Raw genomic sequence first — 26679 nt, 5'->3', positions numbered from 1 at the left:
CGTGATCTGGCACGGCTGGGAGGCCCTTTATAAGGGTGACCAAGAACAACAAAAGGAGCATCCGCATGATGCGTTTCAAGAGACGGGTGGCGATGGTCACCGGCGCGGGTAGCGGTATCGGACGAGCCACGGCCCTGCGACTGGCGCGGGAAGGGGCTTACCTGGTTTTGGTGGATCAGGCCGAAGCCGGATTGATGGAAACCACCAGCGCTCTGCCGGAAGGTACCGAGTACCTGCGCAAAGTCATGGATGTGTCCGACGAGGCGGCTGTCGAGGCGCTGGTCAAAGACACCATCAAGCGCTGGGGGCAGATCGACGTCCTCTGCAACAACGCTGGCGTGGCGGGTTCGCACCCGCCGATCACCGACCAGAATCGCGACGAGTGGGAGCGCATCCTGGGGGTGAATCTGATCGGGCCGATGCTCTTCATCAAGCATGTGGCACCGCACATGCAGTCCCGCCGTCTGGGCAGCATCGTCAATACGGCATCCGTAGCGGGGATCCGCTCCGGAGCGGGCGGCAATGCCTATAGCGCGTCCAAAGCCGGCGTGATCAACCTGACCCAGACTGCTGCCTGCGACCTCGGTGGCGACAACGTCCGCGTCAATGCGGTGTGCCCGGGCCTGATCGAAACCGGCATGACCCAGCCCATCTTCGATTACGCCCGCGCCAACGAGAAAGCCCACAAGCTGGGCGCGCGCTGTGAACTGCGACGCTACGGCAACCCCGAGGAAATCGCCGCCGCCATCCTGTTCCTGGCCAGCGACGATGCCAGCTACATCACCGGGCAGGCGCTGCCCGTGGACGGAGGCAATACCGCCTCCCTGAATCTGCCGGGAATGAAAGTCTGATGTCTGACGTCACTACCCCTGAATATCTGGATAGCAAGGATCTGCCGGGTTTCCACAAGGTGCTCGGCTATGAGCAGGCCTCCTGGGAAGAAAGCGAAGCGGTGATCACTGTAAAGCTGCAGCCGCATCACCTGAATCTGGCCGGCGTCATCCACGGCGGGGTGCTGACCTCGCTGCTGGATATCGCCCTGGCCCAGGCCGGTACCTATTGCCCGTACCCGGGCCGCATGCGCAAGGCCATTACCCTGTCCCTGACCACGTCGTTCACCGGTCAGTGCAGCGGCGGCACCATCACCGTCACCGGCACCAAACGTGCCGGCGGCAGCCGCATTTTCAACAGTACCGGCGAAGTCCGCGATGACCGGGGCAACCTGCTGGCCATCGGCGAAGGCACGTTCCGTATCCGTTCCGGCAGTGAATCACCGGAAGGCGTGCCCATCTGACGGCGTCACCACCCCTGAATTGCCCCAACAACGACAGCAAGAGGCACAACGACATGTTTGAACTTTCCGAGAAAGCTCAGGCTCTGCGCGAGCAAGTGCTGGCCTTTATGGACGAGCACGTTTATCCGAACGAGCACCTGCACCACGAGCAGATCGAGAACGCGGAAAACCGCTGGGCGCCGACCGCGATCCTCGAAGAGCTGAAAGGCAAGGCCAAGGCCGCCGGTCTGTGGAACCTGTTCCTGCCGGAAAGCGACTACGGCGCCGGCCTGACCAATTTCGAATACGCCCACCTGTGCGAAATCATGGGCCGCTCCCATATGGCCCCGGAAGTGTTCAACTGTTCGGCGCCGGATACCGGCAACATGGAAACCATCGCCCGCTACGGTTCCCCCGAGCAGCAAAAAGAATGGCTGGAACCGCTACTGGCCGGCGAGATCCGGTCCTGCTTCTCCATGACCGAGCCGGCGGTAGCCTCGTCCGACGCCACCAACATTGGCTGCGAGATCCGTCGCGAGGGCGACGAGTACGTGATCAACGGCCGTAAATGGTGGTCCTCCGGTGCCATGACCACCACCTGCAAGATCGCCATCGTCATGGGCAAGACCGATCCGGACGCCGAGAAGCACAAGCAACAGTCCATGATCCTGGTGCCGCTGGACACCCCGGGCGTGAAGATCATCCGTCCGTTGACCGTGTTCGGCTACGACCACGCGCCGCACGGCCACGCCGAGATCGAGTACAACAATGTCCGCGTGCCGGCCAGCAACATGCTGCTGGGCGAGGGTCGCGGTTTCGAGATCGCCCAGGGTCGTCTGGGGCCGGGCCGGATTCACCACTGCATGCGCACCATCGGCGTCGCCGAGCGGGCGCTGGAAGCCATGTGCCAGCGGGTCAACGAGCGGGAAGCCTTCGGCAAGCCGCTGGCCCAGTTCGATTCCATCCGCAAGGACATTGCCCGCTCCCGTCTGGAAATCGAGCAGTGCCGTCTGCTGACCCTGAAAGCGGCGCACATGATGGACACCGTCGGCAACAAGGTGGCCCGTCAGGAAATCGCGATGATCAAGGTCGCCGCACCGAGCATGGCGCTGCGCATTCTGGATCGCGCGATCCAGGTCCACGGCGCCATGGGCGTGTGTCAGGACTCCTTCCTGGCGGCGGCCTGGGCCCAGGTCCGCACGCTGCGTCTGGCGGACGGTCCGGATGAAGTGCATCTGGATTCCATCGCCAAACTCGAACTGCGTAATTACCCGAAAACACACTGATCAGGAGGCCCGAGCATGACCAATCCATTGTTTGATATGACCGGCCGGGTGGCCCTGATCACCGGTTCCACCAAGGGCATCGGTCGCTCCATTGCCGAGGAAATGGCGCGCGCCGGTGCCAAAGTCGTGATTTCCAGCCGTAAGGCCGAGGTCTGTGAACAGGTGGCCGGCGAGCTGAAAGAGCAGGGCTTCGAGGCGATCGCCGTGCCCTGCCACGTGGGTCGCAAGGACGACCTGCAGAACCTGGTGGACAAGACCCTGTCCGCCTGGGGACGCATTGATGTGCTGGTGTGCAACGCCGCCACCAACCCGGTCTATGGCCCCACCCAGGACATGACCGACGACGCCTGGGACAAGATCATGGACACCAACGTGAAGGGCACCTTCTGGCTGACCCAGATGGTGCTGCCGCACATGGCCGAGCGCGGTGATGGGCAGGTCATCCTGCTGTCCAGCATCGCCGGCATCCGCGGCAACACCGTGATCGGTACCTACGGCGTGTCCAAGGCGGCGGAAGCGGCCCTGGCCCGCAACCTGGCGGTCGAGTGGGGGCCGAAGGGCATTCGCGTCAATTCGATTGCCCCGGGCCTGGTACGCACCGACTTCGCCAAGGCACTGGTGGAAGATCCGGAACGGCTCAAACGGGTGGAAGAGAAAACCCCGCTGCGCCGGATTGGTGAGCCGGTCGACATCGCCGGGCTGGCGGTCTTCCTGGCAACACCGGCCAGCGCCTACATCACCGGTCAGGTGATCGTGGCGGACGGCGGCGAAACCGCGGGTTGAGGTGACGATGTCTGTGCACGCGAATCTCGACCCGGAGCTGGTGGACGTCCTCGACGCCCACCGGTTCGACGAGCAACAACTGAAAGCCTGGCTCCGGCAGGCGATGCCGGACATCGGCGATCGGCTTGAGGTGAAGCAGTTCCAGGGTGGGCAGTCCAATCCCACCTTCCTGCTGGATACCGACAGCGGGCGCTACGTCCTGCGCAAGAAGCCGCCGGGGAAGACTCTGCCGTCCGCCCACATGGTGGAGCGTGAATACAAGGTGATCCGGGCGCTGTCCGATCACACCGATGTGCCGGTGCCCCGGGCGCGGGTGCTGTGTGAGGACGCGTCCATCATCGGTACGCCCTTCTATATTATGGATTTCACGCCGGGCCGGGTGGTCAGCCACCCGGCGCTGCGGGCGCTGGATCGGGAAGAGCGCCGGCCGGTTCATGAGGCCGCGATGGACACCCTGGCCCAGCTCCACGCCGTCGATGTGAACGCGGTCGGGCTGGGTGACTTCGGTCGCCCCGAAGGCTACGTCGCCCGTCAGGTGTCCCGCTGGACCAAGCAATACCTGGCCGCCAAGACCGACGAGATGCCGGCTATGGACAAGCTGATGGCCTGGCTGCCGGACCATCTGCCGGCCACCGACGAGACGGCCATCGCCCACGGCGACTACCGCCTCGGCAACCTGATGCTGGCACCGGATGAACCCCGGGTGGCAGCCATCCTCGATTGGGAGCTGTCCACCCTCGGTCACCCGCTGGCGGATCTGGCGTATTACTGCCTGCCTTATCACTTGCCCATGGATCTGGAAGGCTCCCGCGGCATTGTCGGTGAGGACCTGGAAGCGCTGAACATTCCGGACGAGCAGGAAATCATTGAACGTTACTGCCGCCAGTCCGGCCGCTCCGGCATTGCCGACTGGCACGTGTTCCTGGCGTTTTCCCTGTTCCGTCTGGCGTCCATCGTCCAGGGCGTCTACGCCCGGGCCTTGCAGGGGAATGCGAGTAACGCCGATGCCCTGCAAGTGGGCAAGCGGGCGAGCATGCTGGCCGACGCCGGCTGGCGGATCGCCCAACAGGGCAACCGGGGAGTCGCGGAATGAGTGAACCCATTGTACGTCGCATCCTGATCACCAACGATGACGGCATCAACGCGCCGGGGCTGGCGGTCCTGGAAAAGATCGCCCGTCATCTGGCGGAAGAAGTCTGGGTCGTTGCCCCGGAGCACGATCGCAGTGGCGCGGGGCAGAGCATTTCCCTGCATTCACCGCTGCGGCTCTACGCCCAGGACGGCAGCGAGCGCCGGTTTGCCCTGTCGGGGACGCCGGCGGACTGCGTGCTGTTTGCCATGGCGGAATGGTTCGGCGAAACGCCGCCGGACCTGGTGCTGTCGGGCGTGAACTGCGGCGCCAATATCAGTGACTCGGTGCAGTATTCGGGCACCGTGGGCGCGGTACTCACCGCCCAGCATATGGGGGTGCCGGCGATGGCCCTGAGTCAGGCCTTCCTGAATCGCGACGGCATCGACTGGTCGCCGGTCGAGCAACATGGCGAATCCGTGATCCGATCCTTGTGGGCGCCGGACGAGCACTCGCAACCCTGCTGGAACATCAACTTCCCCGCCTGTGCGGCCGGGGAGGTCAACGAGGTGCGCTGGGCGCGCCAGTCCAGCGGCTCCATCCAGCGCACGCGACTGCTGCCCGGCCAGGACGGGCGCAGCCTGCCCTACTGGTGGCTCAGCTTCGAGCGCAGCTCCAAGCATATTATCGCGCCGGATATGGACGTCACCGTCCTGCGCGACCAGGCCGTGGCCGTCACGCCACTGCGTAGCCAGGCACCGCTGCCCGGTGGTCCGGCCGCGTTTGCCATTGAATCGGTTTAACAGACGATAGTTGGTCCGGCTGTCCGGCCGGAGAGGGGAGAACAACACTATGTTTACACGACACCATGGGGTCTGGCCGAGCGATCTGCCCAAGACCATGACGCTGCCCAACACCAGTGTGTTTACCAACCTGGCGATTTCCGCCCTGCGTTATCCGGATCACCCGGCCATCATCTACTACGACACGGTGATGACCTACCAGCAGCTGCTGGACGAGGTCGAGGCCCTGGCCGGTTACCTGCAGGCGCAGGGCCTGAAGAAGGGCGACCGGGTGCTGCTGTACATGCAGAACTCGCCCCAGTACGTGATCGGTTACTACGCCATCCTGCGCGCCGATGCGGCGGTGATTCCGGTGAACCCGATGAACCGGGCCGCGGAGCTGGAACACTACATCAGCGACACCTCGGCGGAGTTCTGCCTGGCCGGCCAGGAACTGGCGGGTTTCATCGCGCCGTTGGTGGGGGAAACGCACCTGAAGGAAGTGGTGGTCACCGCCTACAGTCGCTACGTGACCGAAGAGACTGATCTGACCCTGCCGCCGGAAGTCGCAGCGCCGGCCCAGCCGGTCGAGGGCGACGGCATGACCGACTGGCAGGACGCGATCCGCGCGAACAAGGCGCCGGCACCGCACACCGCCGGTCCGGACGACATCGCCGTGATTCCCTTCAGCTCCGGCACCACCGGCGCGCCGAAAGGGTGTACTCACGTCCATCGCGGTGTGATGGCGACCGCCGTACACCGCGCCTTCTGGAACCTGAGCACCGCGGACACGGTGCAGCTGTCCACGCTGCCGTTCTTCCACGTGACCGGCATGACCGGGTCCATGAACAGCCCGATCTACAGCGGCTCCACGTCCGTGATCATGACCCGCTGGGAACGCAACACCGCCGCCAAGCTGATCGAGCGGTACCAGGTCACCGGCTGGACCAACATCGTCACCATGGCGGTGGATTTCCTGTCCAACCCGGACCTGGGTCAATACGACATCAGCAGCCTGAAAACCATCGGCGGCGGCGGTGCGGCCATGCCGGCGGCGATCGCTGACAAGCTGAAGAAACTGACCGGCCTGGACTACATCGAGGGCTACGGCCTGTCCGAAACCATGGCCGCGACCCACATCAACCCGTCGGAGGCGCCCAAGGCCCAATGCCTGGGCATTCCAGTGTTCGACGTGGACTCCCGCATCATCGATGTGGAAACCCTGCAGGAGAAAGGCCCGGGTGAAGTGGGCGAGATCGTCAGCAACGGTCCGCAGGTGACCATCGGTTACTGGAACCGGCCGGCCGAAACGGAAGCGGCGTTCGTCGAGATCGACGGCAAGCGTTTCTTCCGCACCGGCGACCTGGGCTACTACGACGAGGAAGGCTACTTCTTCATGGTCGACCGGGTGAAGCGGATGATCAACGCGTCCGGCTTCAAGGTCTGGCCTTCCGAAGTGGAAAGTCTGATGTATCGCCACCCGGCCATCCATGAATGCTGCGTGATCTCCGCGCCCGATCCCAAGCGGGGCGAGACGGTCAAGGCCTGCATCGTGCTCACTCCGGAGGCGGAAGACACCACCACGGTGGACGACATTGTCGGCTGGTGCCGCGAGGAAATGTCCGCCTACAAGGTGCCCCAGCTCATCGAGTTTGTTTCCGAGCTGCCCAAGTCCCCCACCGGCAAGGTGATGTGGCGGGCGCTGCAGGAGCAGGAGTGGCAGAAAGAGGCCTGAGCACGCGCTGAGCGCTTGATTTGACGGGCTTTTTCCCATTACCCCGATGGGCTTTACCCCGGTCGGCCGGCTTTGCCGGCTGTTCCGGGCTATGGCCCCTTTTGCCCCGATTCAGTTTCACTATAACGGTAAAAAACTTATCAGTGGTCCGCACAGTGGAATTGCATTCTGTATATTGACAGGGTGGCTGCGCGGTGTACTCTTGAGAAAAGGTGAAATCAAAAACTAAAACGTCTCAAAACAGAAAACCAAACCTGCGGTTCCAATTTCGACAATAACTTCCGCTGGTCAAAAAACCTGCGGCATCCAATAACAACAACTTGCCAGGAAGGAGGCTGATTTGAACCTCTTTTTCCAGAACATCGTGAACGGGCTGACGCTCGGGAGTATCTACGGACTCGTAGCTCTCGGTCTGACGCTGGTCTACGGTATCCTGCATATTCCCAACTTCGCCCATGGCGCGCTCTATATGGTCGGCGCGTTCATGTCCTACTTCTTCATGGTGGATCTCGGTGTCCATTACTGGATCGCCATGTTGGGCTCGGCCGCCGTTGTCGCGGTGCTGGCCATCCTCTGTGAGCGTCTGGTCTTCCACCCCCTGCGCAACTCGCCACCGATCCACGACAAGATCGCAGCCATCGGCATCCTGTTGTTCCTGGAAGCGGTGGTGCAGATGTTCTGGGGCGCGGATTTCCGCCGCATGACGTCACCATTCACCGGTATCATGCGCTTTGACGGCCTGATCATTCCCGAGCAGCGGGCCCTGATCATCGTCGGCGCCATTGTGCTGGTCATTGCGCTGCAGCTGTTCCTGCGCAAGACCATGACCGGCGCCACCATCATCGCCATGGCACAAAGCCGGGAGGGGGCCTTCCTGGTGGGCATCGACGCCAACCGCGTGGCGATGATGACGTTCGCCATCTCCGGCATGCTGGCCGCCTTTGCCGCAACTCTCTACGCACCGATCAACCTGGTCTACCCGGCCATGGGACACGTGGTGATCATGAAAGCCTTCGTCATCATCATCCTCGGTGGCATGGGCAGCATACCCGGCGCCATCGTCGGCGGGATGATCATCGGCTTCGCCGAGGCCTTCGGCGGCTTCTACATCTCCAGCAGCTACAAGGACATCATCGCCTTCGGTCTGCTCGTGGTGATCCTGTCCGTTCGTCCGCAAGGCCTGTTCGCGAAGGGGGCGCACTGATCATGTTGAAATTGGCTTCCTTTATGACCCGTCCAGCAGCGAAATACCTGCTGATCGTGCTGGCGCTGGTGTTCCCGCTGATCGCCAAGAACGAGTACCAGGTTTACGTCATGGCCTCGGCCTTTATCTGGGCGATCGCCGTGTACGGCCTGAACATCATCACCGGTTACTGCGGCCAGCTGAACCTGGCACACGGCGGCTTCTTTGCCCTTGGGGCCTACACCCTGGGGCTGCTGACGGCGGATTACGGCTGGAGTTTCTGGCCGGCATTCGTGGGAGCGCTGCTGATGACGGCGTTTATCGGCTTCCTGGTGGGCGTGGTGTCGCTGCGCCTGAAGGAACACTACTTCGCCATCTTTACCCTGTGCGTTGGTTTCATCATGTACATGCTGACCGACAAGTGGGAGGAGCTGACCCACGGCCCGATCGGCGTGCGTGACATCGCTGCGCCGCACGGCTTCGGAATTGTGGATTTCACCGAGACCACGCCCTTCTATTACCTGGTGCTGGCGTTCCTGATCTTTGCCATCTGGTTCATGGGCAAGCTGTCCCGCTCGCTGCTGGGCCGCACCTTCATGGCGATCCGCAACGGGGACGACCTGGCGCAGTCGCTCGGCATCAACCTGATGCGCAACAAGACCCTGGCGTTCGTGCTGTCCACCACCTACGCGGGGATGGCCGGAGCGCTCTACGCGGGCATGGTGCGCTTCATCGGGCCCGAGGACGGCAACATCCTCCACACCTTCGACATGATCACCTACCTGCTGGTGGGCGGTATCGGCACCCTGTCCGGTCCGCTGGTCGGCACCGTGGGCATCGTCTGGCTCACCCAGTCCCTGCAGTTCCTGGAAGAGTACCGGATGATTCTGTTCGGCCCGCTGTTGGTGGTGCTGGTTATCTTCTTCCCCCGCGGCATCGTCGGCTCCTTCCTGGGCTGGCTGCATCGCAAGACGCTGGACGCCGGCTTGCCGGCGGCGAAGAAGAAAGAGAGCCGCATCGCCACGGGTAAGGAGGTCGAGAACAATGCTTAAGATCGAGAACCTGACCAAGATGTTCGGTGGCCTGGCGGCGGTGAACGACGTGTCCGTCGAGTTCGAGGCCAACCGCATCAACGCCATCATCGGGCCCAACGGCGCCGGCAAGAGCACCTTCTTCAACCTGGTGGCCGGCACCCACAAGCCCACCTCCGGGCGCATCATCCTTGACGGTGAGGACATCACACCGCTGCGCTGCGACTACATCGCCCAGCGCGGCGTGGGCCGCACCTTCCAGACCACCAACCTGTTCGAGCAGGCCTCGGTGCTGGACAACCTGATCGTCGGCCACCGGCTGCGCACCAAGTCCGGCCTGTGGGACGTGCTGATCAACTCCAAACGCCTGCAGTGGGAGGAGAAAGCCTGCCGCGACAAGGCGCGGGAAGTGCTCGACTTCGTCGGCCTGAACCATGTGGAAAACCGGCTGATCGCCGACATCACCCAGGAAGAGCGCAAGCGCGTGGCCTTTGCCCTGGCGCTGGCCACCGATCCCAAGATCGTGCTGCTGGATGAACCGGCGGCTGGTGTGAACCCGGAGGAGACCGAAGGGCTGGCCGACCTGATGCGCAAGATGGTCGACCACGGCCTCACGGTCTGCCTGATCGAGCACAAGATGGACATGATCATGGGCTTGGCCGACAAGATCATGGTGCTGGACCACGGCGAGAAAATCGCCGAAGGCACCCCGACGGAGATCCGGGAAAACCCGGTTGTGATCGAAGCCTACCTGGGGAGTGACGAAGATGCTGCAGCTTAGGAATGTGGATGTCTGCTACGGCAGCTTCAAGGCACTGACTGACATCTCGATGAGCGTCGACTCCGGCGAGCTGGTGGTGCTGCTGGGCGCCAACGGTGCGGGTAAATCGAGTCTCTTCAACGCCATCAGCGGTCTCAACAAGCCGGCCGCGGGCGAGATCGAGTTTGAGGGCAAGCGTCTGGACGGCCTCAAGCCCAGCGGAATCGTGTCGTCGGGCGTCGTGCAGTGCGCCGAAGGCCGCAAGCTGTTCCCGATGATGAGCGTCCAGCAGAACCTGATGATGGGCGCTTACGTCCACCGTCGGGACAAGGCGGGTAACAAGCAGCGGCTGGAAGACGTGCTCGAGCTGTACCCGATCCTGCGGGAGAAGGCCGACCAGCCGGCGGGTTCCCTGTCCGGCGGTCAGCAGCAGATGGTCGCCATCGGCCGCGCGCTGATGAGCCGGCCGCGGTTGCTGATGCTGGACGAGCCCTCGCTCGGTCTGGCGCCGCTGATCGTGCGCCAGATGTTCGAAACCATCCAGAAAATCAATCGTCTCGGCACCACCGTGCTGCTGGCGGAACAGAATGCGTTTGCCGCCCTGAAGATTGCCACCCGGGCCTACGTGATGGAAAACGGCCAACTGGTCATGGAAGGCGACCGGGACACCATGTTGGGCAATGAAGAGGTGCGCAAGGCATACATCGGCGCCTAGTGTGCCGACGACACAACGTGATCTACCTGGACAAGCGATAAATCCAACAACAAGACAGACGCAATACCCTAGGAGAAAACAATGAAAATGCTGAAAACTCTTGGTCGTGCGGTCGCTGTTGCGGCACTGGGTGCGGGCCTCTCCGCCGGGGCCATGGCGGAATCCACAGTGAACATCGGTTTTACCGGCCCGCTCAGTGGCGGCGCCGCGCTGTACGGTGAAAACGTCCTGTCCGGCCTGCGCATGGCCGCGGGTGAAATCAACGACAACGGCGGTTTCAAGATCAATGGGGAAACCTACAAGGTCAACCTGATCTCCCTGGACGATCGCTATTCCCCGGCTCAGGCGGCCACCAACGCCAAGCGTCTGAAGCAGGAATCCGACGTGCCGGCCATCTTCGTGCCGCACTCTGGTGGCGTGTTCGCGCTGCAGGATTTCAACGAGAAAGACGACTTCATGGTGATGGCGTACACCAGTGTTCCGACGGTCACCGAGAAGGGCAACAGCCTGACCATCCGGATTCCGCCGACCTTTGACGGTTATGTCCGCGCGTTCAGTGACTATGCCCTGAAGCACGAAGGCAAGAAACTGGCCATGGGCGGCGCCACTCACGAGTACGCCAAGATCTGGGCCAAGATGATCAAGAACCAGTGGGAGTCCAAGGGTGGTGAAGTCGTGGCCGAGAACGCCATGGACTACAACAAGTCCGCCGACTTCTACACCGGCGTCAGCCGTCTGGTAGCGTCCGATCCGGACGTGATGTTCGTCGGCGGTGCCTCCGAGCCGACCGGTCTGGTCGTTCAGCAGGCGCGCCAGCTCGGCTTCCAGGGCGGCTTCATCGTGATGGACCAGGCCAAGCTGGACGAAATGGCTGATGTCGCTGGCGGTGTGGATCAACTGGAAGGCGCCATTGGTGTGGTGCCGCTGTCCACCTACGGTACCGACGCAGCGAACGATTTCATCAAGCGCTACAAAGCGGAATACGACAAGACCCCGGGTTCCGAGGCGGCCTACAACTACTCGGCCATGTACGGCCTGGTGAAGGCGATGCAGCTGGCGGGTAGCACGGAAGCCAAGGCAGTCCGCGCCAAGATGAGCGATGCCATGAAACAGCTTGACGAAGCGCATAACCCGTATCAGGTCACACAAGTGACCGACAAGGGGGGCTTTGTCACGGAAACCACGCTGGCTGTGGTGGAAGACGGCAAGATCGAGCAGAAGCCGATCGAGGAGTAAGTCGCTGATACGAAAAGGGGCCTTTTGTGGCCCCTTTTTTGTGGACGCTGAGCGGCGGTTGATGGGGCGGGCAGCCCTGCAGGCTGCTCCGAAGCTGAAGCGTCGGCTACACCGTTACGTTAGGGACGTAGGTTGGGCTGACGCAGGAAGCCCAACAATAAGCCGGCACCGGACATTTCCCTTATCGCAGGCATGCTTGGAGCATGGGTTCTTAAAACCGGCTTGGCGCCTATTGGATGGAATGAGACTGGTCGCAAACCCGGCCTGTTGGGCTTCCTGCGTCAGCCCAACCTACGATACTGAGGCGCCGTAAGGCGCCCCGATTGGCTTGGATCCGGGCTCAGCGCACGTACATCACCAGGTTCTCAGCCACACAAGCCGGCTTGTCCTCACCGTCGATCTGCACCGTGGTGGTGTAGGCGGCCAGCACGCGCTGATCGTCCACGGCGGTGACCTCTTTCAGGGTCACTTCCGTACGGATGGATGAGCCGGACTTCACGGCGGCGGGAAAACGCAGCTTGTTGAGGCCATAGTTGATGCTGGCGGACGTGCCGGCCACGTGCATCACGCCCTGGTTGAGCAGGGGGATCAGCGACACAGTCAGAAAGCCATGGGCCACCGGGCTTTTCCACGGGGCTTCCCGTTTGGCCCGCTCGACGTCCACGTGGATCCACTGGTGATCGCCGGTGGCGTCGGCAAAAGCCTGGATCATGTCCTGGGAAATGGTTTTCCAGGGGCTGTGACCGATCCGTTGGCCGGTGTGTTGAGAGAGGTCATCCAGGGCAATCTCTTTCATGTCGCATCCTGTTTTTGTTGGAGTTAATTTCGCTCTGTAAACCTTGATTTCAAATTCATTGTCGCCAACCGAATCGCCGTGTGCAACCGGTTTGGCATCACCCTCAGAGGAGAACATGACCATGGCCACCAATCAGCAGATTATCCTCGCCGCCCGGCCCACCGGCATGCCGGACGAAAGCCACCTGGTCCTGCAGGAAGCGCCCATGCCGGAGCCTGTGGATGGCGAAGTGCTGCTCAAAACGATCTACCTCTCGCTCGATCCTTACATGCGGGGGCGCATGTCGGATGCGGCCTCTTACGCCAATCCGGTGGCTGTAGGCGACGTGATGACAGGGGGCACCGTCAGTGAGGTGGTGGAGAGCCGCTACGACGGACTGGCGCCGGGCGACATCGTACTCAGCCATGCCGGCTGGCAGGCCTACTCGACAGCACCGGGGATGGCACTGCGCAAACTCGATCCGAAGGCCGCGCCGATCAGCACCGCTGTGGGCGTGATGGGCATGCCGGGATTCACGGCCTATGTCGGCCTGCTCGACCTGGGCCAGCCGAAAGCGGGTGAAACCGTGGTCGTCTCTGCGGCGGCGGGTGCCGTCGGGCAGGTTGTCGGGCAAATCGCGAAGATTAAGGGCTGCCGCGTGGTCGGCGTGGCCGGTGCCGAAGACAAGTGCCGTCATGTGGTGGAGGCTTACGGCTTCGACGCTTGCGTGAACTACAAGGACGATGACTTCGAAGCGCAGTTGGACAAGGCCTGCCCGGACGGTATCGACGTCTATTTCGAGAACGTCGGCGGCAAGGTGTTCGATGCCGTTATGAAGCGGGTCAACGTGTTTGCCCGGATTCCGGTCTGCGGCCGTATCGCCCACTACAACCAGACCGAACTGCCGGAAGGGCCGGACCGCCTGATCCCGTTCATGGGCAAGGTGCTGGTCAAGCGGTTGATGTTGCGGGGCTTCATCCAGACCGATCACATCGAGCGTCAGCCGGACTTCCTGAAGGACATGGCGGGCTGGATTCAGAGCGGTCAGGTCAAGTATCAGGAGGACATCGTGGACGGGTTGGAGAACGCGGTGAGTGCGTTTCAGGGCCTGTTGGAAGGGAAGAACCGGGGCAAGATGCTGGTTCGGGTGGCTGAGGACCCGACTCGCAAGGCCTGATCATAGCTTTTAATGTAGCCGACGCTTCAGCTTCGGAGCGGACGACAGTCCGCCGGGGTCATTCGGGAGCCTGACGGCTCCTCCGAAGCTAAAGCATCGGCTACATCCTCTGGGACGCCTTAAACGGCGTACCCCGGGTTTTTGCTGTCCAGCATCCGCAACAGCGCCGGCCAGGTCAGCTTGGCCGCTTTGCCCAGCGATTGGGACTGCTCGCGGGTGGTCTCGATCGCCGCCTCCGACGGCATGAAGGTCGGTCCGCAGGCCTGCGCCTTCACCTGGATTTCGCAGGCTTTCATCAGGAAGTAGAGGTAAGTGAAGGTTTCCGGCACATCGTGACCGGCGGTGAGAATGCCGTGATTGCGCAGGATCAGCATCGCCTTGTCGCCCATGTCGTTGATCAGGCGCTCGCGCTCGTCCAGGTTCAGGGCGACCCCTTCGTAGTCGTGGTAGGCCACGTGGTCCAGGCACAGCATGGCGGTCTGGCTCAGCGGCAGCAGGCCGTCGCGATGGGCCGATACGGCCACGCCATCGGAGGCGTGCAGGTGCATGACCGCGCCGGCGTCGTCCCGCCCCATGTGAATCGCACTGTGAATGGTAAAGCCCGCCGGATTGACCCGCGCCAGCCCGCCGGCCTCCACCACATTGCCGTCCTGATCCACTTTCACCAGCGAGGACGCGGTGATCTCGTGGAACAGCAGGCCATAGGGGTTGATCAGGAAATGGTGCTCCGGTCCGGGCACCCGCGCGGACAGGTGGGTGAACACCAGATCGTCCCAGCCAAACAGCGCCACCAGACGATAGGCGGCCGCCAGATCACAGCGGGCCTGCCACTCCTGCTTCCGTAATGCCTTGTCTTGCTCTTGTTCTTGATGGACTTGCATAAGGCCTCCTTGATGAGGTGTGCCGGTTGAACGGGTCGCGTTATCTCAACAGTCTGGGGAAGCGAATGGAGACTCTTGCCGAAGGAGGGACAGGGACGTCCCGGTTGCATTAGCCGGCCAGGGACGGCCGTCTAATGCAACGTAGGCAAGAGTCTCCATTCGTTTCCCTGCACCGAGTTCAGCAGGCCCAAAATGACCCGCCACTGCCATAACTAAAAAAGGGCAGCAAAAGCTGCCCCGAAATGGGTCTCTAAGGGGTATGACATCCAGAGGATGTCTGAGACCCGGCTCCTCGCACAGAGAACGTGCCTGGTTACGAGGCCTGCAGCAGGCTCGCGTACTGTTCCAGGTGGAAATCGTCATCACCGAACTGGTGATTGATCATGATCAGACGCTTGGCGTAATGCGCCAGGCTGTATTCCCAGGTCATGCCGATGCCGCCGTGCAGCTGAATGGACTGCTCGGCGATGAACTGACCGGCGCGGCCGATCACGTTCTTGGCCGCGGCCAGGATGCGGTCGCGCTCCTCGCTCGCCTCGTCGTTGGCGACGCTGGCGGCCAGAATGGACATGGACCGGGCCTGCTCCAGTTCGGAGCTCATATCCACCATGCGGTGCTGCAGCACCTGGAACTTGCCGATGGGCACACCGAACTGCTTGCGGGTCTTGAGGTAGTCCAGGGTCAGCTTGACCGCTTCTTCCATCGCGCCCACCGCTTCCGCGCACAGGGCCGCCACGGCACGACCGGCCTGGTAGCGGATGACGGCGCCGGCCTGACCTTCGTCACCGATCAGCGCGTCGGCACCGACCTGGACGTTGTTCAGGAACACGTCGCAGCCCTTGGCGCCGTCCATGGTCGGGTAGACCCGACGTTCAACGCCTTCGGCGTTGGGATCAATGGCAAACAGGGACAGGCCGTCCGCATCGCGGCTGCCGCCGCTGGTACGGGCAGAGACCAGGATCACGTCGGCCGCGTGACCGCCGATCAGGACGCTCTTGCGACCGTTCAGAACGTAGCCGCTGCCGGATTTCTCGGCGCGGGTCTCGACGTCGTTCAGGTTGTAGTGGCTCTGGGGCTCGTCGAAGCCGACGGCGATTTTCAGTTCACCGGTGGCAATGCGGCTCAACCAGTCCTCTTTCTGGCTGTCGCTGCCGGCCTGGCTGATCAGGCCGCCGCCGAGGACGACGGTCTGCATGTACGGCTCCAGGCACAGGCCGCGGCCCAGCTCGGTCATCACCGACTGCACGTCGACACCGGAGCCGCCGAAGCCGCCCAGCTCTTCCGGGAAAGGCACGGCACACAGGCCCAGCTCGCCCAGTTGCTTCCAGAAATCCTCACTGAAGCCCAGGCCGCTCTCGCTGTACTTCAGGCGTTTTTCGAATTCGTACTCACCGCGGACCAGGCGCGCCACGGTATCCTGCAGCATCTGCTGCTCTTCATTCAGATTGAAGTCCATGGGTGCCTCCTTACAGTCCGAGAATCATCTTGGTGACAATGTTCTTCTGGATCTCGTTGGATCCGCCAAAGATCGACAGCTTGCGCATGTTGAAGTACTGCGGTGACAGCGCAGCGCCGTCCGGATCGGACAGGTGGTCGCCTTCAAATTCCAGAGCCAGCTCTTCTTCCACGAACGGCTGGGCGTAGGGACCTAGGGCGCGACGGGACAGATCGGTAATGGCCTGACGCAGTTCCGTACCACGGACTTTCAGCATGGAACTCTCGGCACCCGGAACACCGCCGCCTTCGACAGAAGCGATGATGCGCAGGTTGCTGATGGAGGCCGCCATCAGGTCGATTTCCACCTGGGCCACGCGCTGGGCAAAGGTCGGATCCTCGATCAGCGGACGGCCGTTCTTCTTCTGGCGGCCGGCAATGGCTTTCAGGTGGCTCAGGGCCGCCTTGGAAGCACCGATGCCCGCCAGACCGGTGCGCTCGTAGGTGAGCAGGTACTTGGCGTAGGTCCAGCCTTTGTCTTCGTCACCGACGAGGTTTTCAACAGGCACTTTGACGTCGTCGAAGAAGACTTCGTTGACCTCATGCTCGCCGTCCAGGGTGATGATCGGACGGACGGTCACGCCCGGGGTGTTCATGTCGATCAGCAGGAAGGAAATGCCTTCCTGGGCCTTCACCTCGGTGTTGGTGCGCACGAGGCAGAAAATCATGTTGGCGTGCTGACCCAGGGTGGTCCAGGTTTTCTGGCCGTTGACGATGTAGTGGTCGCCCTCGCGCACCGCGCGGGTCTTCAGGGACGCCAGGTCGGAACCGGAGCCGGGCTCGGAGTAACCCTGACACCACCAGTCCTCACCGCTCAGGATGCGCGGCAGGTAATGCTGCTTCTGCTCTTCGCTGCCGAACTTGATGATGACCGGGGCGACCATGTTGACCCCGAATGGGATTGAGCGGGGCGCGCCGTAACGGCAGGACTCTTCGTCCCAGATGTGCTTCTGAACGGCGGTCCATTTCACACCACCGTACTCTTCCGGCCAATGGGTGGCGTACCAGCCCTGCTTGACCAGGATCTGTTGCCAGCGCTCGTGGTCGTCGCGGCTCATGCGACGGCCTTCTTTAACCTTGGACGCAATATCGGCCGGCAGTTTCTCCTCGAGGAAGGTCCGGACTTCATCCCGGAAGGCCAGTTCGTCGGCCGTGTAGTTCATGTTCATTGATCAACCTCTCGGTTCATTGTTCTGTCTGTCGACATGTTCACGCCATCAGCGGCGCTTATGTCTATTGTGAAAGCTAATACCGCATAGCAGAATTAAGTGAAGGATGAATCATGATTAAGCGCGTGTCAATCGCCTCGAATGCGCCGAATCGTTGCCTGGAATACGTCAAAGAGCAAAATTTAGTTTTAAAAGGTTGTGGATGAAAACGGGTTTGACTATATTCGGAATTACGGAAGCTGGTGTTGCTAAGCGAAATGAATGTCTATTTACATACCGCTTAGCGAAACTTAACGTTGAATAACAAACTAAAAGCCGGCCGAAGTAACAAAAACAAAGACGCATCCCACAGGAAGCCGGTCCCGCCCCGGTGCCCAGAGCATCGTCAAAAACGGGCAGGACACAGCGCTTCCGAATACAACAAGAGATAAAACGAGGTTTGCAATGACAACAAGAAACGCGTCATTCAGAGCACGTCCCCTCACCCGCGCCATCGCCCTGGCAGGCCTGCCTCTGATGGCGGCCATGTCCACCGCGACCCTGGCCCAGGATTCCCAAAGCGCACAAAGCGATGAAGTGGAGCAGCTGCGCCAGCGGGTGGACCAGTTGGAAAAGTCGTTAAAAGGTGCGGTCGCTTCGGCGCCGGAGCTGACTGAGGACAACCCCTATATCCTGCGCGAAGGGGACGGCCTGAAGATCGGTGATACCACCATTTCATTCGGTGGCTTTATAAAGGCCGACGCCATTTTCGGCTCGGGTGGTGACGGGACCATCAATACCTATTCCACCGGTCTGCCGCGCAACTTCGCGTCCTACGCCGCGTCCGGCAACAATTCCTGGAAGACCGGGTTCTCCGCCCGGGAATCACGGTTCAGCTTCGGTACACAGACGGACGACGTTGCAGGCCACACCCTGCGGACCTATCTGGAAATGGACTTCAACCAGGGCGACGATGCCCCGGGTAACGAGGTGGTTTCCAACAGCTACGCGCCGCGTCTGCGCCAGGCCTATGGTAACTGGAACGGCTGGGACTTCGGTCAGACCTACACCACCTTTACCGATCTGGCCGCACTGCCGGAAATCCTGAACCAGGGCAAGATGGCCGCCTTCATCTATGTCACCCAGCCGATGATTCGTTACAACATGGCGGCGCCGGGCGGCAAGCTTATGGTGGCGCTGGAGAACCCGGAAGACGGCTTCGGAACCACTTCCTATGACGACCAGTCCTATCCGGACTTAACGGCGCGCTACCAGATTCGCGGTAAATATGGCTTCTATTCCATTGCCGGTATGTTGCGCAATCTGGAAGACGACGCATCGGATGACGAGAAACTGGCTGGTGCGGTCTCCCTGAGCGCTCGTATCCCGACGATCGGTCGTGACGATCTGCGCATGCAATACAGCTATGGTGCGCTGGGTCGCTATATGGGGTTGTTTACCTATCCCGATGTTGATCTGGGTGCACAGGCTGCCGGCAAGGTAGAACCGCTGACGACATACGGTGCAACCGTTGCCTATCGACACTTCTGGACCCCGACCTGGCGTTCAAGCTTTGTGGGCTCACACACCGAGATCGTGGATGACCTTGAGTTTTCGCCAAGCGGTACTCTGAGCTACTTCGATTCCTCGACGTCGGCTCACGTCAACCTGATCTGGCAGGCCAGTCGCAAGCTGTCACTGGGCGTGGAATACGCCTACTGGGACTTCGGCAACATTGCTGACGGCGGCAGCCAGCAGTATGAGCAGGTGATGGCGTCCGCGAAGATGAACTTCTAAACGCTCATATAACGAACGAAAAATGCGTTAAACGGGCCGGAACCACCGGCCCGCCTTCAGGTTACTCTGTTGTTTTGCCTATTACGCCCCGACTCTGCCTCGGGGCTTTTTTGTGGGAGGCATACGCTCAACGTCATCGTACGTTGACCTTTGTGTCTCAGCGCCGCAAAGCGAAGGCAACCGTCTTCACAAGTACCGTTACGGTCTGCCCCAGATCCAGCGCCATTTCCTCGAATGACTTCCGCGTTAACCTGGCTCGCAACGACTGGTTCCCCAATTGCAACCGGACTTCGATCGCGGTCGGGTTATCGGGCAGTACGGCCGTGTCCGTGATGGTTGCCTGCAATTGGTTGCGGTAGGAGGAGCCCGCGTGGGGAGCAAGGGCCAGTGCCACGTCGCGGACCGGAATCCGCAGGCGCAGCCGTTCGCCGATGTCGGCGTCGACGGCGGGAATGGTCAGGCGTTGGCCATCGTTCAGTGCCAGTTGCGTCAGGCCGTAGTCGACATCCTGCGCGGCCACGTCCGCCTCGATCACGGAAGCCGCATCGAAACCGCCCAGCTCGCTGGTCAGATCGAAACGCATCAGCAGGTCGTCCAGGGGGCCATTGGCCAGCACGCGGCCTTCACGCATCAGGACCAGGTGGTCGGCGATGGCCGTCAGTTCCTCCGGGTCGTGACTGACATAAAGGATGGGAATGGCGATTTCGCGGGTCAGGCGCAGAATGAAGTCCAGTAACTCCTGCTTGCGCGGTCCATCCAGGCCGGTCAGCGGTTCGTCCATCAGCAGCATGCGCGGTTCGCTCAGCAAGGCGCGACCGATCGCGACGCGTCGGGCCTCGCCCCCGGACAGCGTGGCCGGGAAACGATCCAGCAGCTGGTCGATGCCGAGCAATTCGACAATGGACGCAAACCGATCCGGATCCGGTCGGGGCATGCCGTAGGTCAGGTTGCCACGAACCCGGTAGTGCGGGAACAGGCGGGCTTCCTGGAAGACCACACCTAAACGCCGTTTGTGGGGCGGGAGGAAGGCGCCGGTGTGAGTATCCACCAGGCAGTCGTCCCCCAGGCAGATAACCCCGCTATCGGGCCGGTCCAGCCCGGCGATGAGTCGCAATAGACTGGTCTTGCCACTGCCGGAGACACCGAACAGCGCCGTCACGCCATCCGCGGGGAGTGTCAGTTCGGTATGCAGATGAAAGTTGCCGGGACAGTGGTCGATCCGGATCTGCAACCCGTTGGCTGAAAGTGGTTTATCCGTCATCCCGGCCTCTCAATCGTTGCCGGGCTCGTCGGGCGAGCCATTCGGACATCATCAGCGATGCCATGGCGATGGCGATGGACAGGACGCACAGTCGGGCCGCGGCATCCTCGGCGCCGGGCGTCTGGATCAGGGTGTAGAGCGCGAGCGGCAGGGTGCGGGTTTCGCCGGGAATATTGGAGGCAAAGGTGATCGTCGCGCCGAACTCCGACAGCGCCCGGGCGAAGGCCAGTACGGCGCCGGTCAACAGGCCGGGCAGGGTGAGCGGCAGCGTGATGGTGCGGAACACGCGCCAACGGCTGGCGCCCAAGGTGCTGGCGGCCGCTTCCAACTGCGTGTCCACGGCTTCCAGCGATAGGCGAACGGAGCGCACCAGCAGGGGAAAAGCCATCACACCCGCCGCGACGGCGGCCCCCTGCCAGGTAAAAGGCAGCTGGATATCAAAAGTCTGGTCGAGCCACTGTCCGATGAAGCCGCGCCGACCCAGGGCAATCAGCAGCAGGTAGCCGACCACCACCGGCGGCAGGACCAACGGCAGGTGCAGCACGCCGTCCAGGAGCGACTTGCCGGGAAAATACCGGCGCGCCATCAGCCAGGCCAGGGCGATGCCGGGCACGATGATCCAGGCGACGGCGCTGCCAGCGACCTGCAGGCTGATGCGGATGGCGTCCCACTCGGCGGCACTCAGCATCATGGTCGGTCAGTGGCCTTGGCCGGGCATCGGCGAGAAGCCGAAGCGCTGGAAGATGGCCATCGCCTCAGGACCGGCGAGCCATGTGCGAAAATCGCCCAGGGCGTCACTGTGAGCCGGACCGATCAGGGCGGCGGGGTAGGTGATGGTCTTGTGGCTGTCTTCCGGGAACAGGCCCAGTTGGCGGACGGCTTGGCTGGCTTTGGCGTCGGTCTGGTAAACGATGCCGACCGGCGTTTCGCCGCGTTCCACCAGGGCCAGGGCGGCACGGACGTTGTCGCCACGGGCCAGCCGATCCTCAAGGTCTTTCCATTCGCCCAGGCTCTGTAGGGCCTGCTTGGCGTAGATGCCGGCGGGGACGTGAGCCGGATCGCCGACGGAGACGCGTTCGCCCTTGTGCAGCAACGAGGCGATCGGTTTGCCGGCACCGGGTGTGAAGTGCTCGACCGGGCTGTCTTTCGGGGCAATCAGGGCGAGTCGGTTTTGCAGCAGGTCGCTGCGGTCGGTGAGCTGGATACCCTGCTCACCCAGCCAGTCCATCCACTTTTCGTTGGCGGAAACATACAGGTCGGCCGGTGCGCCGTTGGCGATCTGCCGGACCAGGGTGGACGATGAGGCGTACACCGGAACGATATCCACGTCGTGGTTAGCTTCATAGGCGCTGGCCACGGCGTCCATGGCGTCAGTCAGGGAGGCGGCGGCATAGACGCTGATGCTTGTCGCGGCCAGGGTTGGCGTCGCCAGACACAGGCTGGCCAGGAAGAGTAAAAGAGCGCGGACGAACATGTTGGATTCCGTTATGTATAAATGGAAATAGCGGGATCACTATAGCCGCTTATGTCTTCAGCGCCAAATCGGGGTTATGGATCCGGTGCATCCGCTGGCGCGAGCAGGTCCAGCAGTGCCTGGGTTTCGGGGGCGTTTTCGGCGGTCAGGCGAGCCTGCAGGGCCCGGTACTGCTCCAATACCCGGTGACCGAAATCGGTCAGCTCGGCCCCGCCTCGCTGGCTGCCGCCGGAGACGGTGGAGATGACGGGTTCGGCGAAATGCTCGTTCATGGTGTTGATGAGTTGCCAGGCTTTCTTGTAGCTCAGGCCCATTTCCCGGGTGGCGCTCGATATGGAGCCGGTGCGGCCGATGGCGTCGAGCAGGTCGGCCTTGCCGGGGCCGATCACGACATCCTTGCCGGACACCAGCCGGAGCTGGAAGCGGGGATGTTGATGGTGCGTACGAGTCATGGGGTGTCCGCGTTGGAAATGTCTGGTTCTAACACGGATGGAGAACGATAGACAGGAAAACGGTGTTGAGAGCGTTGCAGTCAACGTTGAGCAAATGGGTCGTTAGCTCGTGCCGGGAAGCGAATGAAGACCCTCGCCTACGCTGTATTAGACGGCCGTCCGTGGCCGCTAATACGACCAGGACGTCCTTGTCCTTCCTCCGGCGAGGGTCTCCCTCCGCTTCCGGTCAGCTTCGGCGTTGTCTGTACCGATGTTGGGGGCTGCTTATTCCGCAACCCGTTCAATCACCGCCGCTATCCCTTGGCCAACCCCAATGCACATGCTGATCAGGGCGTAACGGCCGCCGGTGCGTTCCAACTGGCGGGTGGCGGTGAGGGCGATGCGGGCACCGGAGGCGCCCAGCGGATGGCCAACGGCAATGGCGCCGCCGTTCGGGTTCAGGCGGGAATCGGTCGGGTCGATGCCCAGCCGGGTGGTGCAGCCGAGTACCTGGGCGGCAAAAGCTTCGTTGATTTCGATAACGTCCATATCGGCCATGGTCAGGCCGGCGCGGGCGAGGGCTTTTTCGCTGGCCGGGACCGGGCCGTAGCCCATCACGCGAGGTGAGACCCCGGCGATCGCGCCGGACACGATCCGTGCGCGCGGACGGACGCCCGCCTTTTCGCCGGCTTCCCGGGAACCGATGATCAGCGCTGCGGCGCCGTCGTTGACGCCGGAGGCATTGCCTGCAGTGACGACGCCGCCCTCGAACAGCGTGCGCAGGCCGGACAGGGCTTCCAGATTGGACTGCGGACGCGGATGCTCGTCTTTGTCCACCAGGACCGGTGGCTTCTTGCGGCCCTGGGACACTTCGATGCTCAGAATTTCCTCATCGTAGAAGCCGTCTTTCAGCGCCGCGTCGTAGCGGGCCTGGCTCTGGGCGGCGAAGCGGTCCACGGCGTCCCGGGACAGGTCCAGTTCCCGGGCGATGTTGTCCGCCGTCTGGGGCATGGTGTCGTTGCCGAACTGGTTCTCGACCCGCGGGTTGGGGAAGCGGGCACCAATGGTGCTGTCGAACATGCGGAAATCGCGGCTGTAGGGGGCTTCGCCCTTGGCCATCACGAACGGCGCCCGGCTCATGCTTTCGGCGCCGCCGGCGACAAACAGCTCGCCTTCATCGCAACGGATCGCGCGGGCCGCATCGATAATGGCCGCCAATCCGGAGCCGCAGAGGCGATTCACTGTCAGGCCGCCGGTCTCGACGGGCAGGCCTGCCATCAGGCCGGCATGACGGGCAATGTTGCGGGCGTCTTCCCCGGCCTGGTTGGTACAGCCGGCAATCACGTCTTCATAGAGTGCCTTGTCGAAATCGTTCCGTTCGATCACGGCCTGGATCACACTGGCCAGCAGGTCGTCCGGCCGGACTCTGGCCAGGGCGCCGGCGTGGCGTCCAAACGGGGTTCTCAGGCCGTCGTAGATATAAGCGGACATGGCATCTCCCATCCTCTATGCCCGGCCCGATGTTTTGATTCGGTGCGGGGCTTGTGTCGGCAAAAATGATACTGTAAATGTTACCTATGTTTCGCTAAACGAAACTAAGTTTTGTAATTGATTTAGATTAAAGCGGAGACCCATCGAATGCAAGTGCAGACAGCGGTGGCCAGGGGCCAGTTATGACAGGGTATTTCCTGGCGTTTGCGGTGGTCTGTGAGTTGTTGGCGTTGTTGACCGGCTTCAACACCCTGAGTCTGCTGTCCGGCGGCATCTTCCTGTTCTATTTCCTGCTGCATATCCCACGTCTGGAAGGCTACGCCCGCTACCTGATGCTGGTTACCGTCGCGGTTCTGGCCGGGTTGACGATGTCCGGTCGCCTGTCGGCGGCTGAGCTGGCCGATTCGGCGCGGGCTGCGGCTTTTTACGGGGCCTTCCTGGGCAGTCTGGGGACCATGCAGTGTCTGGTGCGCCGGTTTGAGGTGCTGCAGCGGATTCACGACGTGTTGCTCGGCGGTCGTCCGGGCTGGCTGTATCCGAAATACGCCCTGACCAGTTGTGGCATTGCTTCGGTCCTCAACTTTGGCGTGATGAACCTGCTCTGCGGCGCGCTCTCCGAAACGCTGGACCAGCGGGGCATCACCGGCGACGCGCGGCTGCGCTGGTTGCGGTCGGTCCTCACCAGCACCCTGCGGGGCTTTGCCCTGGTGCCATTGGTGGCACCCACCAGTGTGGCGGTGGCGATCATTACCCGGGAAGTGACGACGCTGACCTGGTCGCAACTGATTCCGTTCAGTCTCTGTGCGGCCTTGCTGTTGATCGCCGTGGGTTGGTCCCTGGAGTACGGGCGATTCAGTCAGGTCAGCGCCGAGCGTACCCGGATGGAGGGCTGGCCCCCGGGTAGCGGCCGGTTGGTGATGGTGGTCTGTGCGGTGTTCGGGTTGATGGCCCTGCTGGTGCTGCTGACGCCGCTGAATGTGTCCCGAGCCGCCATGCTGGCGGTGCCGGCGGTGACCGGGTTGTATATGTGGCATCGGGAAGGGCGCATCCGGCCCGTGGTCGCTGAAGTCACCGAGAACATGGCGGGGCTGCACAACGAGATCTGTATTTTTGCCGCCTCGGCGGCGTTGGGCATCGCCCTGTCGAGCCAGGTGCCGCCGGAGGTGTTGGCCAGGCTGATCGACGGCCGCGCCAGTGAGTTCATGCTGATCGCGGCCGGCGTGCTGATTCTGCCGGCCTTTGCGGCCGTGGGCATTGCCCCGATCACGGTGCTCAGTTTCCTGTCCGGACTGTTGGGGCAGCTGGTGACAACCGGTCTGGAGCCCTTGCTGGTGGCCGTGGCACTGGTCATCGGCTTCTCTCTCGCGATGATGCTGTCGCCCTTCGGGCCGTCGGTGATGCTGCTGTCCCGGTTTGGAAAGATTTCCCGATGGGTGGTGGCGTTCGGCTGGAATGGACGTTATGCACTCATCGCCGTGCCCCTGATGCTGGCGTTTCTCTGGGTGTGCCAGATGCTTCGGATGGCGTAAGGGACTTGCCGGACTGGAAAGGTTGCTAAAGTCAGCTAACCTGTTTCGCATAACAGAATGAAGTGTCGGCCATAGCGATTTATGTATCGCAGTTGCTCTTTGATGGAATCGTAATGAAACAAAAGGGAAGAGTGTTTCATCTTTGGCACGACTTTTGATTAAAAGTCGGTGGTACTTGAATCGGACTCACCGTAAAATAGGACAAATTTCCAAACTTCGGAGCACGTGACTCACTGGAGCTGCTGGACGGTGGAGCCATGAGGCCGGAATCCTCTGGTGGTCATCGAACAGAGTCGGTGTGGCGGCTGTCGCGACAGGGTGTCGTTTCAGCGTCCATGCTGTAGCTGTGGGGGAACACAAGGCGACTTATGACAGCAAAAGAAAAGTTCAAGGCAGAGCTGAGCCTCGACGGCAAGCCGACGGGCCCTGAGAAGGATCGTAAATTCGTGGAGGCCCTGTCTCGCGGTCTGGATGTGCTCCGGGCGTTCAGCCAGGGATCGGTGATCCTCGGCAACCAGGACATTGCGCGTCTGACCGGCCTGCCCAAACCGACCGTGTCGCGGATGACCTACACCCTGACCAAGCTGGGCTACCTGAGCTACAACCCGCTGCTGGAGAAGTACCAGCTCAGTTCCGGGGTTCTGGCGTTGGGTTACGCCTACGTGTCGAACCTGAAAGTGCGTCAGCTGGCCAAGCCGTACATGGACGAGTTTGCCCGCCGCACCAACATGTCTGTCGGCCTGACCTGCCACGATCGCCTGCACATGATCTACGTGGAAAACCGCATGCCGCCGGAAGCCACGCTGCTGCGCATGGAAATCGGCCTGCGCCTGCCGATGGCGACGACCTCCGCCGGTCGCGCCTACTGCGCTGCGATCAGCGAAAGCGGCCGCAAGATCCTGATGGACGGCATGGCCAAGAAGTACGGCGACCAGTGGCCGGAAAAGAAAGAAGGCCTGGAGCGCGCCATGGAAGAGTACAAGACCTCCGGGTTCTGTCTGTCCCTGGGCGAGTGGGACCGCAACATCAATTCCGCCGGTGTGCCGGTTCATCTTGAAGACGGCACCATTATGGTTCTGACCTGCGCCGCCCCGTCCTACCTGATTTCCGGCGAGAAGCTGCGCGAATCCATTGCCCATCAGCTGGCGATGCTGGCAAGCGATATCGAGGCGCTGGGCGTCTGACGCGTCCTCGAGTCACCGGAAAGACAAAACCGCAGGTCCCGGCCTGCGGTTTTTTTATGGTTCATCGCGGATTAGCGGGAAAAGAAAAGGAAGACGGCGGTAAAACGGGTTAAGTTTGCTTTCGCCAAAAACCAAACAAAAACCCATTCACCGCCGTCGTTATGAATGCTAATCCTCTTGCCTT

Annotated in this window: 25 protein-coding genes; 16 read left to right on the top strand and 9 right to left on the bottom strand. The window is 61.9% G+C overall.

The window, feature by feature from the left end:
- Positions 1-65: 65 nt before the first annotated feature.
- The 12 genes from EB809_RS14705 to EB809_RS14650 all read left to right on the top strand — a co-directional run bounded on the left by EB809_RS14705 (position 66) and on the right by EB809_RS14650 (position 11853).
- The gene (locus tag EB809_RS14705; protein ID WP_123635588.1) at positions 66-851 is read left to right on the top strand and encodes an SDR family NAD(P)-dependent oxidoreductase; all 786 of its coding nucleotides are present in this window, start codon (positions 66-68) and stop codon (positions 849-851) included.
- Complete coding sequence (locus EB809_RS14700) at positions 851-1294, top strand: PaaI family thioesterase (RefSeq protein ID WP_123635587.1); 444 nt, start codon at positions 851-853, stop codon at positions 1292-1294. The genes EB809_RS14705 and EB809_RS14700 overlap by 1 nt, the downstream gene beginning before the upstream one ends.
- A gap of 53 nt (positions 1295-1347) precedes the next feature.
- Entirely contained in the window at positions 1348-2559 is a 1212-nt protein-coding gene (locus EB809_RS14695) for an acyl-CoA dehydrogenase family protein (RefSeq protein WP_123635586.1), read from the top strand.
- 15 nt (positions 2560-2574) lie between these two features.
- Positions 2575-3342, top strand: a complete 768-nt coding sequence (locus EB809_RS14690; RefSeq protein WP_123635585.1) for an SDR family NAD(P)-dependent oxidoreductase — start codon at positions 2575-2577, stop codon at positions 3340-3342.
- 7 nt (positions 3343-3349) lie between these two features.
- Positions 3350-4435, top strand: coding sequence for a phosphotransferase (locus EB809_RS14685; protein WP_123635584.1), 1086 nt, complete (start codon positions 3350-3352; stop codon positions 4433-4435).
- A complete protein-coding gene (gene surE, locus EB809_RS14680) occupies positions 4432-5214 on the top strand; it encodes a 5'/3'-nucleotidase SurE (RefSeq protein ID WP_123635583.1) in 783 nt (260 codons plus the stop codon). Before EB809_RS14685 ends, surE begins: the two co-directional genes overlap by 4 nt.
- Positions 5215-5263: 49 nt before the next feature.
- Positions 5264-6928, top strand: a complete 1665-nt coding sequence (locus EB809_RS14675; RefSeq protein WP_123635582.1) for a long-chain fatty acid--CoA ligase — start codon at positions 5264-5266, stop codon at positions 6926-6928.
- A gap of 340 nt (positions 6929-7268) precedes the next feature.
- Complete coding sequence (locus EB809_RS14670; RefSeq protein WP_123635581.1) at positions 7269-8132, top strand: branched-chain amino acid ABC transporter permease; 864 nt, start codon at positions 7269-7271, stop codon at positions 8130-8132.
- A gap of 23 nt (positions 8133-8155) precedes the next feature.
- Positions 8156-9163, top strand: coding sequence for a branched-chain amino acid ABC transporter permease (locus tag EB809_RS14665; RefSeq protein ID WP_223807981.1), 1008 nt, complete (start codon positions 8156-8158; stop codon positions 9161-9163).
- Positions 9156-9923, top strand: a complete 768-nt coding sequence (locus EB809_RS14660; RefSeq protein WP_123635579.1) for an ABC transporter ATP-binding protein — start codon at positions 9156-9158, stop codon at positions 9921-9923. The genes EB809_RS14665 and EB809_RS14660 overlap by 8 nt, the downstream gene beginning before the upstream one ends.
- Positions 9910-10617 carry an ABC transporter ATP-binding protein gene (locus EB809_RS14655; RefSeq protein ID WP_123635578.1) on the top strand — a complete coding sequence of 236 codons (708 nt, stop codon included), beginning with the start codon at positions 9910-9912 and terminating at the stop codon, positions 10615-10617. The genes EB809_RS14660 and EB809_RS14655 overlap by 14 nt, the downstream gene beginning before the upstream one ends.
- A gap of 81 nt (positions 10618-10698) precedes the next feature.
- Complete coding sequence (locus EB809_RS14650; protein ID WP_123635577.1) at positions 10699-11853, top strand: ABC transporter substrate-binding protein; 1155 nt, start codon at positions 10699-10701, stop codon at positions 11851-11853.
- Between the two features lie 340 nt (positions 11854-12193).
- Here EB809_RS14650 and EB809_RS14645 read toward each other — a convergent pair whose 3' ends face one another.
- Positions 12194-12649, bottom strand: a complete 456-nt coding sequence (locus tag EB809_RS14645; protein ID WP_123635576.1) for a MaoC family dehydratase — start codon at positions 12647-12649, stop codon at positions 12194-12196.
- 121 nt (positions 12650-12770) lie between these two features.
- Here EB809_RS14645 and EB809_RS14640 point away from each other — a divergent pair, with 121 nt between their 5' ends.
- Positions 12771-13805 carry an NADP-dependent oxidoreductase gene (locus EB809_RS14640; RefSeq protein WP_123635575.1) on the top strand — a complete coding sequence of 345 codons (1035 nt, stop codon included), beginning with the start codon at positions 12771-12773 and terminating at the stop codon, positions 13803-13805.
- A 119-nt stretch (positions 13806-13924) separates the two neighbouring features.
- Here the strand turns inward: EB809_RS14640 and EB809_RS14635 are convergent, their stop codons facing one another.
- The 3 genes from EB809_RS14635 to EB809_RS14625 form a co-directional block, all read right to left on the bottom strand.
- Entirely contained in the window at positions 13925-14686 is a 762-nt protein-coding gene (locus tag EB809_RS14635) for a class II aldolase/adducin family protein (protein WP_123635574.1), read from the bottom strand.
- Between the two features lie 313 nt (positions 14687-14999).
- Entirely contained in the window at positions 15000-16142 is a 1143-nt protein-coding gene (locus tag EB809_RS14630) for an acyl-CoA dehydrogenase family protein (RefSeq protein ID WP_123635573.1), read from the bottom strand.
- 10 nt (positions 16143-16152) lie between these two features.
- Positions 16153-17349 (bottom strand): acyl-CoA dehydrogenase family protein, encoded by a 1197-nt coding sequence (locus EB809_RS14625; RefSeq protein WP_123635572.1) that lies wholly within the window; start codon positions 17347-17349, stop codon positions 16153-16155.
- Between the two features lie 444 nt (positions 17350-17793).
- On the opposite strand from EB809_RS14625, the gene EB809_RS14620 reads away from it, so the two are divergent.
- Positions 17794-19125, top strand: a complete 1332-nt coding sequence (locus tag EB809_RS14620) for a DcaP family trimeric outer membrane transporter (RefSeq protein ID WP_223807980.1) — start codon at positions 17794-17796, stop codon at positions 19123-19125.
- A gap of 157 nt (positions 19126-19282) precedes the next feature.
- Here EB809_RS14620 and modC read toward each other — a convergent pair whose 3' ends face one another.
- From modC to EB809_RS14595, 5 genes are all read right to left on the bottom strand, one after another.
- Positions 19283-20386 carry a molybdenum ABC transporter ATP-binding protein gene (gene modC, locus EB809_RS14615; protein WP_123635571.1) on the bottom strand — a complete coding sequence of 368 codons (1104 nt, stop codon included), beginning with the start codon at positions 20384-20386 and terminating at the stop codon, positions 19283-19285.
- The gene (gene modB, locus EB809_RS14610; protein ID WP_123635570.1) at positions 20376-21077 is read right to left on the bottom strand and encodes a molybdate ABC transporter permease subunit; all 702 of its coding nucleotides are present in this window, start codon (positions 21075-21077) and stop codon (positions 20376-20378) included. The genes modC and modB overlap by 11 nt, the downstream gene beginning before the upstream one ends.
- A gap of 6 nt (positions 21078-21083) precedes the next feature.
- The gene (gene modA, locus EB809_RS14605) at positions 21084-21860 is read right to left on the bottom strand and encodes a molybdate ABC transporter substrate-binding protein (protein WP_123635569.1); all 777 of its coding nucleotides are present in this window, start codon (positions 21858-21860) and stop codon (positions 21084-21086) included.
- A 74-nt stretch (positions 21861-21934) separates the two neighbouring features.
- Positions 21935-22312 carry a winged helix-turn-helix domain-containing protein gene (locus EB809_RS14600; protein ID WP_123635568.1) on the bottom strand — a complete coding sequence of 126 codons (378 nt, stop codon included), beginning with the start codon at positions 22310-22312 and terminating at the stop codon, positions 21935-21937.
- A 264-nt stretch (positions 22313-22576) separates the two neighbouring features.
- Positions 22577-23782, bottom strand: a complete 1206-nt coding sequence (locus EB809_RS14595) for a 3-oxoadipyl-CoA thiolase (protein WP_123635567.1) — start codon at positions 23780-23782, stop codon at positions 22577-22579.
- A gap of 182 nt (positions 23783-23964) precedes the next feature.
- Between EB809_RS14595 and EB809_RS14590 the strand changes: the two genes are divergently transcribed.
- Positions 23965-25311, top strand: a complete 1347-nt coding sequence (locus tag EB809_RS14590; protein WP_123635566.1) for a hypothetical protein — start codon at positions 23965-23967, stop codon at positions 25309-25311.
- A 368-nt stretch (positions 25312-25679) separates the two neighbouring features.
- Positions 25680-26495, top strand: a complete 816-nt coding sequence (locus EB809_RS14585) for an IclR family transcriptional regulator (protein ID WP_123635565.1) — start codon at positions 25680-25682, stop codon at positions 26493-26495.
- Positions 26496-26679: the final 184 nt, after the last annotated feature.

The organism is Marinobacter sp. R17, from assembly GCF_003789045.1.
GTDB lineage: Bacteria > Pseudomonadota > Gammaproteobacteria > Pseudomonadales > Oleiphilaceae > Marinobacter_A > Marinobacter_A mangrovi.
Note: the sequence above shows the minus strand (reverse complement) of the source record. Positions and strands in the feature narration are given on the sequence as shown.